At 34.9% G+C, this 13,684-nt stretch carries 12 protein-coding genes and 1 pseudogene; all 13 read left to right on the forward strand.

The annotated features are described in order from the left end of the window. The first annotated feature begins 243 nt into the window (after positions 1–243). The 13 genes and pseudogenes from BW926_RS05505 (at position 244) to BW926_RS05565 (ending at position 13,677) form a co-directional block, all read left to right on the forward strand. Positions 244–570, forward strand: a complete 327-nt coding sequence (locus BW926_RS05505) for an ArsR/SmtB family transcription factor (protein ID WP_076444967.1) — start codon at positions 244–246, stop codon at positions 568–570. A gap of 54 nt (positions 571–624) precedes the next feature. After that, on the forward strand, positions 625–1,098 hold the full coding sequence (locus BW926_RS05510) for a DUF6428 family protein (RefSeq protein WP_076444969.1): 474 nt from the start codon (positions 625–627) through the stop codon (positions 1,096–1,098). 131 nt (positions 1,099–1,229) lie between these two features. After that, a complete protein-coding gene (locus BW926_RS05515; RefSeq protein ID WP_076444971.1) occupies positions 1,230–1,646 on the forward strand; it encodes an arsenate reductase ArsC in 417 nt (138 codons plus the stop codon). Positions 1,647–1,752: 106 nt separating this feature from the next. Continuing rightward, positions 1,753–3,018 carry a serine hydroxymethyltransferase gene (glyA, locus tag BW926_RS05520; RefSeq protein ID WP_076444974.1) on the forward strand — a complete coding sequence of 422 codons (1,266 nt, stop codon included), beginning with the start codon at positions 1,753–1,755 and terminating at the stop codon, positions 3,016–3,018. Between the two features lie 100 nt (positions 3,019–3,118). Then, positions 3,119–3,583, forward strand: coding sequence for a regulatory protein RecX (locus tag BW926_RS05525; RefSeq protein ID WP_083672269.1), 465 nt, complete (start codon positions 3,119–3,121; stop codon positions 3,581–3,583). A 100-nt stretch (positions 3,584–3,683) separates the two neighbouring features. Further along, positions 3,684–3,944, forward strand: a pseudogene (locus BW926_RS14730) (DegT/DnrJ/EryC1/StrS family aminotransferase); the annotation flags it as partial. A 294-nt stretch (positions 3,945–4,238) separates the two neighbouring features. After that, positions 4,239–6,167 (forward strand): polysaccharide biosynthesis protein, encoded by a 1,929-nt coding sequence (locus tag BW926_RS05535; protein WP_076444978.1) that lies wholly within the window; start codon positions 4,239–4,241, stop codon positions 6,165–6,167. Between the two features lie 36 nt (positions 6,168–6,203). Continuing rightward, entirely contained in the window at positions 6,204–7,025 is an 822-nt protein-coding gene (locus BW926_RS05540; protein WP_228403403.1) for a polysaccharide biosynthesis/export family protein, read from the forward strand. Positions 7,026–7,032: 7 nt separating this feature from the next. Further along, positions 7,033–9,429, forward strand: a complete 2,397-nt coding sequence (locus tag BW926_RS05545) for a GumC family protein (RefSeq protein ID WP_076444982.1) — start codon at positions 7,033–7,035, stop codon at positions 9,427–9,429. Next, entirely contained in the window at positions 9,429–10,724 is a 1,296-nt protein-coding gene (locus BW926_RS05550) for a nucleotide sugar dehydrogenase (RefSeq protein WP_076444984.1), read from the forward strand. Before BW926_RS05545 ends, BW926_RS05550 begins: the two co-directional genes overlap by 1 nt. A 9-nt stretch (positions 10,725–10,733) precedes the next feature. Continuing rightward, positions 10,734–11,924 (forward strand): L-2-hydroxyglutarate oxidase, encoded by a 1,191-nt coding sequence (gene lhgO / locus BW926_RS05555; protein ID WP_076444986.1) that lies wholly within the window; start codon positions 10,734–10,736, stop codon positions 11,922–11,924. Positions 11,925–11,958: 34 nt separating this feature from the next. Next, positions 11,959–13,083 (forward strand): DegT/DnrJ/EryC1/StrS family aminotransferase, encoded by a 1,125-nt coding sequence (locus BW926_RS05560; protein WP_076444988.1) that lies wholly within the window; start codon positions 11,959–11,961, stop codon positions 13,081–13,083. A 21-nt stretch (positions 13,084–13,104) separates the two neighbouring features. Beyond that, on the forward strand, positions 13,105–13,677 hold the full coding sequence (locus BW926_RS05565; protein ID WP_076444990.1) for an acyltransferase: 573 nt from the start codon (positions 13,105–13,107) through the stop codon (positions 13,675–13,677). Positions 13,678–13,684: the final 7 nt, after the last annotated feature.

The following is a 13,684-nucleotide window of genomic DNA, read 5'->3' on the forward strand; positions in this document are numbered from 1 at the left end:
TTATTTAAAGAACAGATCCATGAAAAAAGCAATCTGATCCTTCTCCTTTTATCCTTGCAAAATTCATCCTTCAATATTCTCTAATCAATTCGGAATATGAGCTGCATTGGGATGAAAATAGAATTTTCCGTCATTCCCTAATGTACAATTCAGCTGTTCAGCATTCTGTATTTTCTGTGATTTTTTTGAAATAATTTTTTTATAAGAATTTATTATCGTAATATTGCGATAGATATTTAAAAAATGGGAGCTACCAAAACTGATTTTTTTACGGAGCGGCAAAATAAAATCGCAACCATTGCAAAAGCATTGGGACATCCCGCAAGAATTGCCATTATTGAATATCTGTTGAAAGTGAACGAATGTATATGCGGGGATATTGTAAATGAGCTTCCACTTGCTCAGCCGACTGTTTCCCAACATTTGAAAGAATTAAAAAATGCCGGACTGATTAAAGGAAATATTGAAGGAAATTCTATCTGCTACTGCATCGATGAAAGTGCTTTTGAAGGTTTGAATGAATATTTTTCAAATGTAATTACATCAGTAAAGAAGGGGAATTGCTGTTAAAAATTTACTATTTATTATCGTAATATTACTATATAACAATTAAAATAATTAATTATGAAACTATCCGAAATTAAAAGTATCCTTCCGACACTGGATAATGTGGTGTTCGAAGTAGAAAACGGGAAATTTGTTCCGGAACACTTCCATGTTACTGAAATAGGAATGGTTACCAAGAATTTTATTGATTGCGGTGGGATTATCAGAAAAGAAGAAAAAGTGAATTTTCAGCTCTGGAATGCCAACGATTTTGAGCATCGGTTAAAACCGAGTAAGCTCTTACATATCATTCAGCTTTCCGAAGAAAAATTAGAGATAGGAGATTTTGAAATTGAAGTTGAATACCAAGACAATACCATTGGGAAATATGATCTGGAATTTAGCGGGGAGCATTTTATTTTAAAGAATAAATTAACGGCATGCCTTGCTCAGGATTCCTGCGGAATACCGCCCCAGAAACAAAAGCTGAGCTTAAACGAATCGTCAAAAAGCCAGGAAAACTGCTGTACTCCGAATTCTGGTTGCTGCTAATAGTGAAAAGTCGATTAATTAAATATAAGAAATTCATTATAGTTATCACCTCTGTTATTGTTCTGCAGTTGGTTTTCGGATTTGATCCTAAATTCTGCATTATCAATATCATTTGGTTATTTGTTTAGAATATGGAAAAGAAAATACTAGTGCTTTGTACAGGAAACAGCTGCAGGAGCCAGATTGCAGAAGGTTATTTACGATATTTCGCACAAAATAAGGCTGAAGTTTACAGTGCAGGAATTGAAACCCATGGAGTAAATCCCAAAGCTATTGCCACAATGAAAGAAGACGGCATCGATATTTCCCGTCATACTTCTAATAATATAGATGAATATAAAAATATAGATTTTGATTTTGTGATTACGGTTTGTGATAATGCCAGAGAAAACTGCCCGTATTTTCCTACAAAAGCAAAAGTTTTTCATCATAATTTTCAGGATCCTGCAAAAGCAACGGGAAAACAGGAAGAAATAGATCGGCAGTTTAGAAATGTTCGGAAAGAAATTAAAAATTATTGTGAAAAATTTATCAGAGAAAATATATAATTGAACAATCTGATATTTTTAGTTCTTGAAATCATTTTTATCAAAACTGAATTCTCACTGAAAATTTCGTATTTTTGGGGTGAAAAATTTCAAAACTAAAAGTAAAATGGACATTATTTTCGACCTGATTGAAAAAGAAAGACAAAGACAATCTCATGGACTAGAACTTATTGCGTCAGAAAATTTCGTTTCTGAAAACGTGATGAAAGCAATGGGAAGTGTATTGACGAACAAATATGCCGAAGGATATCCCGGAAAAAGATATTACGGAGGTTGTGAAGTAGTAGATGAGGTTGAAACATTTGCTATTAACAGGGCAAAGGAGCTTTTTGGGGTTGATTACGTAAATGTCCAGCCTCATTCCGGTTCGCAGGCAAATGCTGCAATTTACCTTGCTGTTTTGAAGCCGGGTGACAAGATCATGGGAATGGATCTTTCTATGGGAGGCCACCTTACACATGGTTCAGCAGTGAATTTTTCAGGAATTCAGTATGAAGTGGTTTCTTACGGTGTAGAAAAAGAAACAGGCCTTATCGATTACAACCAGATGAGAGAGGTGGCTTTGAGAGAAAGACCCAAAATGATGATCGCCGGTTTCTCGGCCTATTCAAGAGATTTGGATTATGCTAAATTCAGAGAAATTGCCGATGAGATCGGGGCTACTCTTTGGGCGGATATTGCCCACCCTGCAGGTTTGGTCGCAAAAGGATTGTTGAATAATCCATTCGAACAATGTCATGTTGTAACAACGACTACTCACAAAACTTTAAGAGGTCCAAGAGGAGGAATGATCATGATGGGGAAAGATTTCGTAAATACATACGGCCACAAAACTCCGAAAGGGGAGATCAAAATGATGAGCCAAGTTCTTGATGGAGCCGTTTTTCCAGGGATTCAAGGAGGCCCGCTGGAGCACGTGATCGCAGGTAAGGCAGTAGCCTTCGGTGAAGCTTTGGATACTAAGTTTGAAGTTTACGCAAAACAGGTTAGGTCTAATGCTCAGGCTTTAGCTAAAGCAATGATCGACAGAGGGTTTCACATCGTAAGTGGGGGTACAGACAATCACCTGATGCTGGTAGACCTTAGAAATAAAAATGTAAATGGTAAAGAAACTGAAAAAGCTTTAGTATTGGCCGATATTACATGTAATAAAAATATGGTTCCTTTTGATGATAAATCTCCATTTACCACTTCGGGAATCAGATTAGGAACTGCTGCGATCACAACAAGAGGCTTGAAAGAAAATGATATGGATATCATTGCAGGATTTATTTCTGAAGTGGTGGACAATATCAAGAATGAAGAAGTGATTGCTTCCGTAAGAAAAAAAGTAAATGAATTAATGGAAGGTAAGGCTTTATTTAACTATTAATATTTATTCATATTAAAAATATAAAGAATGGGTGCTTGCTCATTCTTTTTTATTGAATTTATTTAAGCTAATTTTAAACAGGAAAAGTTTAATCTAAAAAATGGAAAAAAAATCTTTCACTTTTGATGAAATAAAATTGAAGCTGGTTAACTATTGTGTTTATCAGGACCGGTGCCATGCAGAAGTAGAGCAGAAAATGAAAGAGTTTCTTTTAATTGATGAAGCAAAAGAGGAGATCATGCTTTACCTTTTAAAGGAAAATTATCTTAATGAGGAAAGGTTTACAAAAAGCTATATCCGTGGCAAATTTTACATAAAACACTGGGGAAGGAATAAAATCAGGATGCATCTGAAGCAAAAACAGATTTCAGAAAAGCTGATCAACAAATCTTTTGACGAAATTGATGAAAATGATTACGAAAAAACGATTCGCAAAATTTACGAAGATTATTACTCAAAGCAGAAAGGATTGAAAGAATATCAAAGAAAATCAAAAAGTATAAAATATTTAATGAGCAGAGGCTTTGAATATGAGAAAATAAATGATATTTTTGACCAGACATAAATGATAAACACACACGGGATTGAAAGAACAGAAAATCTGGCTCTCAGGCTTTATTTTAGCTACCCGGGCAAAGGAAGCCAAAGATTAATATAGCCATTCGGAGGTGTGGTACAATTATCGCTTGAGCAATGTCTTATCAGGAATCGGAAGGAGACAGATGGAAGTGCTCGAGGAAAGAATTAGGCAAAGGAGAGAAAATCATGATTTTTATCAAGAAATAATAAAAGATATAGAAGGGATTACCTTGTTCTCAGCTCTCCATGAAGACTTTTATTCCAATTACGGGCTTAATACCATTTTAATTGATAGTCAATCTTTTCCAAATGAGGTTGCCAGAACTACTTTTTGGAAAACAATATAGAAAACCAGATATTTATGGAAACCGATGCATCTACAGCCTTTATATAGGGGTTTAGATTTTCGGAAGTGATATTTGTGGTATACTTTTTGAAAGTGGTTTGTGCCTTCCATCAGGAAGTAATTTGACTAACAAGTGTAAGGATAGAATTACCGAAATTTTATCTACTTTTATAGATTAATTATTTTTTAATTTAAAGGATGGATGAAATTTTATTATAATTTTGCATAACTATCAATATTAGTTTAATGAAGAGCAGGTTTTATACCTTATTATATATGAAAGCAAAGAAAGACAATGTATAATTCTCTTAGGAAAAAAATATTTAGAGGGGATAATGTTGTTAATCTCTCAGATGTAAGATATCTTCCCAGATGGATAATCCTTGTAATAGATATTATCATTCTGGTGATATCTTTATTTCTTTCTGCTTATATCATAGAAAAGATCAGCCAAAAAGATTTCATTTATCATGATGATAAAAGTGTTGTGTTTGCATCTATTATTTTTACGAATGTAATATTCATGTATATTTTCAAAACTTATGCAGGAATTATTAGGCATTCTACTTTTATAGACCTCTTCAAATTGCTGGTATCCTGCTTCTGTACAATGTTCGTAGTAGGGGCTATTAATATTGTTTACTTTTGGATTACAGGCGGAAAATTCATCCTTACACCATATCTGATTCTTTATTTTATTATTTCCTTCATGGGATTGTTTCTATTCAGATTATATGTAAAAGAATTTTTCCATATTGTAAGAGAATACAGGAGAAGTACTCTGAAAAAAAGAATTCTGGTATTAGGTATTGATGAGCAGTCTATTGCCATAGCAAGAGCAATTTTGGATAATCCGAGCCTGCCTTATCATGTTGTAGGATTCCTTACTCAAAGAACAGATTCCAAAAGGGCTTCTTTATTAGGAAAACCCATATTTGAAAAAGAAAAGATTGAAAAAAATACAAAGGAAGAGCTTGTCATTGACGGAGTTATCATTGTTAAAGAAATGATGTCTAAAGACGAGATGAATTCCTGGGTAAATTTATTTTTAGAAAAAGATCTTAATATTTTTAAGGCTCCGTCTGTTCAGAAGCTTAGAGACAGTGATCTGGGAGGGTCAATCAGGAATTTACAGATCGAAGACCTTTTAAATAGAAAACCTATTAAAATTGAAAATGAAGATGTCAAAAGCAGGCACTTCAATAAAAATATTCTCGTAACGGGAGGGGCAGGATCTATCGGGAGCGAAATTGTACAGCAGGTAGCACAATTTAACCCTTCTCTTATCGTTGTATTGGATCAGGCAGAAACTCCTTTATATGATATTGAGCTTGAGATGAAAGAAAAATTCCCTCAGATCAGGTTCAAATTTGTATTGGCGGATGTCTCAAACAGACATAGAATAGAACCTTTATTTCAAATGTATAATTTTTCCATGGTTTATCATGCTGCGGCCTACAAGCATGTACCTTTGGTTGAAGAAAATCCGCACGAAGGAATTTTGGTGAATGTTTTAGGCTCAAAAATCATTGCTACACTTTCCAGCAAATATCATGTAAACAGGTTTGTAATGGTTTCCACAGATAAAGCTGTAAATCCTACCAATGTAATGGGTGCCTCGAAAAGGGCCGCAGAATTATTCGTACAGTCGCTGCAGAATGTAGAAGGAAACACAACGAAATTTATTACGACAAGATTTGGAAACGTCTTAGGATCCAATGGTTCGGTAATTCCTCATTTCAAAAAACAAATTGAAGCGGGGGGGCCGGTAACGATTACCCATCCTGATATTGTAAGGTATTTCATGACCATTCCTGAAGCATGTGAGCTTGTATTGCAGGCCGGGACAATGGGGCAGGGTGGAGAAATTTTCGTATTTGATATGGGAGAGCCTGTTAAAATCCTCGATCTTGCAACAAGAATGATAAAACTTTCAGGCTTTGAGCCCAATATTGATATTAAAATAGTATATACCGGTCTTAGACCCGGTGAAAAGCTATATGAAGAACTGTTGAGTGATGATGCCAAAACGCTGCCTACCCACAATGAGAAAATTATGATCTCAAAGGATCCGTCTATGGAGTTTCAGGAAGTTGAAACGCTGGTAAACTCAATTATAAAAGCTTCTTTAAGGCGAGAAAAGGTGGAAGTGGTAAAGCTGCTGAAAGTAATTGTACCTGAATTTAGAAGCAATAATTCTATCTACGAGGTACTGGATAAATAGAAAAAATATAAATGTATATTTGTACAATTTTTAAATATGATGAAAGCTAAAGTACTGGTAATAATATCAGCTTTTTTATTAGTTTCCTGTAAAACTAACCCTAAAGGGCAGAATGATCTGAACTATATGCAGAATATAGAAAAGGTAGCTATTGACGCATCTGCCAAAAATTCGAATAATACGATCCAATCCGGAGACCAGCTGGTAATTTTAATTACCGCAAAAGATATGGATGTGGTAAAGCCATTCAATCAAAACTATTCTTCATCAGAAGTTGTTCAGACGAATTCCATTGCCGGTGGGAATACTCCTAATCAAGGAATGGTAACCGTTTCCGGGCCTACTTATATTGTAGATTCCAATGGTGATATAGATTTTCCTGTAATCGGGAAACTAAATACTTCCAATAAAACATTAGTTGAATTCAAAGATGAGCTCAGAAACAAAATGACGAAGTATATCATTAACCCTACCGTTAATGTAAGACTTGTAAACTTCAAAGTAACAGTTCTGGGCGAGGTGAACAGACAAGGGGATTATACTATTGCCAACGGGCAGGGGACCATTTTGAACGCCCTTGGTCTTGCCGGTGATCTTACAATGTACGGAAAAAGGGATGATATTTTAATTATAAGAACGGAAAACGGACAGGTTACTCATGGCAAAGTGAACTTACATGATGCCAATCTTATCAATTCTCCATATTACAACCTAAAACAGGGTGATGCTATTATTGTTGCATCCAATAATACAAAGGATCTCTCGGCAAAACAGAATCCCAATACAGGACTTTATTTAACTGCAATCTCAATCGGTATTACAGCTATCGCCGTAGTCGTAAGTTTATTCAAGAAATAACAAATTAATGGACAGTCAACTTTCTCCGCAACATTCAGAAACCAATCATAATCCGAATACTATTGATCTTAATGAAACTATAAAGCCGTATTTAAGAAGATGGCCTTGGTTTATTCTTAGTGCTATATTGACTGTAATAATAGGATATATAGCATTGAAATTTATGATGCCGGTTTATCAGGTACAAACTACTGTATTGATCAAAGATGCTAAAAACTCATCATCACCGGTTTCGAATGATTTGGGGGTTTTACCTGACTTATCGAGTTTCGGTGGAATGAAGACCAATAGCATCGCTAACGAAATTGAAATTCTTAAGTCTAAAAAACTGATGAGAGAGGTTGTGGTCAATCAGAACCTCCAAACCAGTATTATTGCAAAAGGTAGAGTTTCTACTGTGGAGCTATACAAAGAAACGTCACCAATAGAGGTAAAAGTAATATCCGAAAAGCAAAGCAATCCAGGCTCAGGAGGAAAGATACAACTGACAATAGATGGGGAAAAACTTGTTTTAAAATCGAGTAAATTACCGAGGGAAATTGTTTCTACCTATAATAAAACTATAAGCCTTCCATTTGCAAATATAATCATTATTAAAAATAAGGATTTTAATGCCAATATTATAAAAGGATTAGATTATAAAAATTTAGAATTAGATATTTCATCAATAGACTCTAAAGTAAATAGTCTACAGGGGCTTCTCAATGTCAGTCTTATCAATAAGGATGCTACTGTACTTAATTTGGCACTGAAATATCCGCAGATTACAAAAGCTCAGGATATTTTAAATAGCCTTGTAGTAGTATATAATAATGAAGCTATTTTAGATAAAAATTCAGAATCCAATAAAACACTTAATTTTATTGAAGATAGAATTAAAAAACTTTCAGGAGAGCTGGGTGATGTAGAAAATCAGAAAGAAAGTTTCAAATCTAAAAATAATCTTACTGATCTTGAGACAGAAGCAAAAATTGATTTGGAAAGTTCTGCAGCAGCAAGAGCTAAACAGCTGGAAGTAGATGCTCAGTTGGAACTTACGAATTCTTTAATAGGATTTGTCTCCAATCAAGGACAGTATCAGGTATTGCCAGCAAATGTAGGGTTAAATAATCCTGAAGCAACTGCGGGAATCTCTACGTATAACCAACTAATATTACAAAGAAACAGATTCCTTGAATCCGCTACTCCGGAAAACCCCACTGTTGTTGATATTTCTAAACAGATCAATTCAATGAGGACTTCCATAATGCAGAGCCTTCAAAGAAATAGAACAGGATTGGAACTGGCAAGAAATGAATATCTGGGAGAACAAAACAAAGTTGCCGGAAAAATTTCGAAGATTCCTGCTATTGAAAAAATGTTCAGAAGTATTGAAAGACAGCAACAGATCAAGGAAAATTTATATCTTCTTTTATTACAGAAAAGGGAAGAAACGGCGATCGCTCAGTCTATTACAGCTCCAAAAGCAAGAGTTATTGACAAGGCATATGCATTAGATGCTCCTGTGTCTCCCAAAAGTAATGCTATTCTTTTAGCGGCATTCTTTTTAGGCTTATTAATACCCTTCCTTATCATTTATCTAAAAGAATTACTGAACAATAAAATTGAAACAAAACACGATTTAGAAAAACTCGTTCACGCTCCAATTATTGCAGAATTACCAAGCCTTGAAAAAGGAGATTCTGAAATTGTGAAAGTAAATGATGTTACTCCAATGGCAGAAGCATTCAGGATTCTTATTACCAATATGAATTTTATGCTTCCAAAGGATAAAAAAGGAAAAGTTGTTTTTGTAACTTCAACTGTAAAAGGGGAAGGGAAAACTTTTACTTCTGTGAATTTGGCTTTAACATTGGCAAATCCTAAGAAAAGAGCAATTATTATCGGTTCAGATATCAGAAACCCACAGTTACAGAGATATAATCCTTCAAGAAAAGGTCTGGCCGGTCTTACAGAATATCTTTACTCGGATCATACTAAGCTTGAAGATGTTATTCATGTTTCTTCGTTCAATCCAAATCTGGATGTAATATATTCGGGAATGATTCCTCCAAATCCTACAGAATTACTTTCCAACGGGCGTTATGAAGCACTTCTGGAGGAATTGAAAGCAAAATACGATTATATCATTCTGGATACAGCTCCATTGCTTCTTGTTACCGATACATTCCTGATCGCAGAAATGGCAGATATTACGATCTACGTGGCAAGATCCAAATACACAGAAAAAGCTTTACTGGAATTTGCTAATACTAATATTGATCAAAATAAAATTAAAAAAGTTGGCTTTGTTCTAAATGACGTAAACAGAGAGAATTTAGGATACAGCAACAAATACGGTTACGGATACAACAATCACCATGAACAAACATGGTTTGAAAAAATTAAAAATAAACTTAGCTAATGATGAAAACATATAAAATAGCTGTTATCGGACAAGGCTATGTAGGTCTGCCACTGTCTTTGGAATTTGCTAATCATTATCCTGTGTTAGGATTTGATATTAATGTTCAGCGAGTGGATCAGCTTAATGCAGGACATGATATCACTTTGGAAGCGGATATAGAAAAGCTGAATAACGGCTTAAAAAAATACAATGAAACAAATGGAACTATTGGGTACAGAGCAACTAGCCAGCTATCTGATATTGCAGTATCTAATGTCTATATTGTAACGGTTCCCACCCCAATCGACAAATACAATGCGCCGGATCTTAATCCCCTGATTTCTGCTTCAAAAATGCTGGGAGGGATCATTAAAAAAGGAGATATTGTTATTTATGAATCTACAGTTTTTCCTGGCTGTACCGAAGAAGAATGTGTACCTGTTCTTGAAAAATTTTCAGGTTTAAAATATAATGAAGATTTCTTTGTAGGATATTCTCCGGAAAGAATTAATCCGGGAGATAAAGTGAATACCCTTACAAGTGTTAAAAAAGTAACTTCCGGTTCTACAGAAGAAATTGCAGAAGAAGTGGACAATCTTTATAAAAAGATTATTACTGCTGGAACTCACAAGGCATCAAGTCTTAAAGTGGCTGAAGCTTCAAAAGCGATCGAAAATGCACAACGTGACGTTAACATTTCCTTTGTCAACGAATTGGCATTAATTTTCGACAGAATAGGAATTGATACCAATGACGTTTTGGAAGCAGCAGGAACAAAATACAACTTCCTGAAATACAGACCGGGATTAGTTGGCGGTCACTGTATTTCCGTTGATCCGTATTATTTGGCTCATAAGGCAGAACAATTAGGATATCACCCTGATGTTATCCTATCGGGACGTCGTGTAAATGACTCTATTGCAAAGTTTATTGCTTCTAAAGTAGTAAAGCTCCTTATTGCAAAAGGAGGTATTATTAAAGATTCAGAAACGCTTATTTTAGGGGTAACGTTTAAAGAAAATTGTCCGGATGTAAGAAATACTAAAGTTGTAGATATTTATACAGAACTTAAAGATTATGGTGTAAATGTAGATATCTATGATCCTTGGGCAAGCAAAGATGAGGTGAAGCATGAATATGGAATTAATATTTTGGATACTTTAATTGAAGGAAAAAAATATGATTCTGTAATTATCGCTGTTTCTCACAACGAATTCCTTCAGATGGATCTTGATCAGTTGAAGAAAGATAATGCTGTGGTATTCGATACCAAAGCTTGTCTGGACAGAAATTTAGTAGATGCAAGATTATAAATACAAGAAATGAACTATGATATCATCATTGTTGGTGCAGGTTTAGTCGGATTGGCTACAGCGTATCAGACAAAGCTTAAAAATCCCGATTCTAAGATTTTAATTTTAGAAAAAGAGAATGATGTTGCAGTACATCAGTCGGGACACAATAGTGGTGTGATTCATAGTGGAATTTATTATAAACCAGGAAGTTTAAAGGCGAAAAATTGTATTGAAGGATATAATTCGGTCATCAATTTTGCTAAGGAATATGGAATTCGATACGATCTTTGTGGGAAAATTATTGTAGCAACTTCGCAGGAAGAATTACCGCTTTTAGACAATATCTATAAAAGAGGAATAGAAAATGGTCTTCAGGATCTGAAATATCTTTCCAGAGAAGAATTTCGTGAAATTGAACCTCATTGTGAGGGCGTAAAAGCCATCAAAGTTCCTCAAACAGGAATTATAGATTATCCGAGAGTTGCAAAAAAGATTAAGGAACTTTTTGAAGAACTAGGAGGTGAAGTAAGGTTTAATAATGAGGTTAAAAACATTATTAATAAAAATTCCGAAATTATCGTTGCAACCAATACTTCAGAATTTAAAACAAAAAAATTGGTTTCCTGTGCCGGACTTTATTCCGACAGGGTTACTAAGATGACCAACGAGAAGAATGATGTCATCATTATCCCTTTCCGAGGCGAATATTATAAAATTAAAGATGAAAAAAAACATCTTGTAAATCACCTTATCTATCCTGTTCCGGATCCGAATTTTCCATTTCTGGGAGTTCATTTCACAAGAATGATAGACGGGAATATTGAAGCCGGACCTAATGCTGTTCTGGCTTTTAGAAAGGAAGGATATGAATTTTTTGATTTCGATTTTAATGAAACCATGCAGACTCTTTTGTGGCCGGGTTTTAGGAAAATTGTAGCAAAATATGGTAAAACAGGATTAGGAGAGATGCATCGTTCTTTATCAAAATCTGCCTTTACTAAAGCATTGCAGAAACTTTTACCTGAAATTCAGGAATGTGATCTAGTAACCGGAGGTGCTGGAGTTCGGGCACAGGCCTGCGACAAAAACGGGGCTTTAATTGATGATTTTGACATTGTGAAAAACGGTAATATCATTCACGTAAGAAATGCACCTTCACCGGCTGCAACTTCCTGTCTTTCTATCGGAAATAAGATAAGTGAACTGATAGAACGCTAATTATATAAAAAAACACTAGGATAAAACAAACTGTATGAAAGTTCAGATGGTTGACTTAAAAAGTCAATACGAAAAAATAAGGGATGAAATAAACACAGGAATTCAGGAATGTATCGATACTACTGCATTTATCAATGGTCCTGCAGTGAAAGAATTTCAACAGGAATTCGAAAAGTATTTAAATGTAAAACATGTAATTCCATGTGCAAACGGAACAGATGCTTTACAGATCGCCATGATGGCTTTGGATTTAAAGCCCGGTGATGAAATTATCTGTCCTGCATTTACCTACGTTGCTACTGCTGAAGTAATCGGACTTTTAGGATTAAAACCGATTATGGTGGATGTTAATGAAAACACTTTTGATATTGCACTTGAAGGTTTAGAAAACTATATTACTCCAAAGACTAAAGCAATTGTACCAGTGCATTTGTACGGGCAAAGCGCAGACATGGAAAAAATCCTTGAATTTGCAGAAAAACATAATTTATTTGTTATTGAAGATAATGCCCAAGCTATTGGCTCAGACTATACGTTTACAGATGGTACTTCAAAAAAAACGGGAACGGTAGGACATATCGGATGTACTTCTTTTTTCCCATCTAAAAATCTCGGATGCTATGGTGATGGTGGAGCTTTAATGACGAACGACGATGATCTAGCTTCAAAAATAAGAATGATTGCCAACCACGGACAGGAGAAAAAATATTATCATAAAGTTTTAGGCTGCAATTCAAGACTGGATACCATTCAAGCTGCAATTTTAAAGGTTAAACTAAAAAATCTTGATCAGTATTCAGCAGCAAGAAATACAATGGCAGTCTATTATGATGAAAACCTTAAAGATATAGCTGAAATTCAGATTCCTCAAAGAGCAAAAAATTCTACTCACGTTTTCCACCAGTATACTTTAAAAGTAAAAAACGGAAAAAGAGACGAGCTGCAAAAGTACCTTGCAGAAAAAAATATTCCGAGTATGGTTTATTATCCGCTTCCGTTGTACAAACAGGAGGCTTTTCAGAAATATGTGGAAGAGAGCTATAGTCTTCCTGTTACTGAAAAACTGTGTTCAGAAGTAATTTCTCTTCCTATTCATACGGAATTTAATCAGGAAGTTTCAGATTATATAATTTCTGAAATTAAAAACTTTTTTAACTAATAATCAAAAATAAAGAAAACTATGTCGGATTTTTTTGCACACGAAACAGCTGTTATCGATGAAGGTTGTGAGATAGGAGCAGGAACCAAAATTTGGCACTTTTCCCATATCATGCCGAATTGTGTTTTGGGAGAAAAATGTAATATCGGTCAGAATGTTGTCATTTCACCTAAGGTAATTTTAGGGAAAAATGTAAAGGTTCAGAATAATGTTTCGATATATGAAGGAGTTACTTGTGATGATGATGTTTTTCTTGGTCCTTCAATGGTTTTTACCAATGTAATTAACCCCAGAAGTGCTGTTAACCGAAAGAATGAATATCTGAAAACTCACGTTGGTAAAGGGGCTTCTATTGGCGCCAATGCAACGATCGTTTGTGGTCATAATATCGGAAAATATGCATTTATCGGAGCAGGTGCAGTCGTGACAAAAGAAGTTCCGGATTATGCACTTGTAGTAGGGAATCCTGCAAGACAAACGGGATGGATGAGTGAATTTGGCCATCGTCTGAACTTTGATGCTGAAGGATTTGCGGTGTGTGAAGAAAGCGGTGGAAAATATAAATTGGAAAATAATAAAGTTTCTAAAATTTAAAATACAA

Origin of the sequence: Chryseobacterium sp. RU37D (genome assembly GCF_900156075.1) — a bacterium.
Taxonomy (GTDB): domain Bacteria; phylum Bacteroidota; class Bacteroidia; order Flavobacteriales; family Weeksellaceae; genus Chryseobacterium.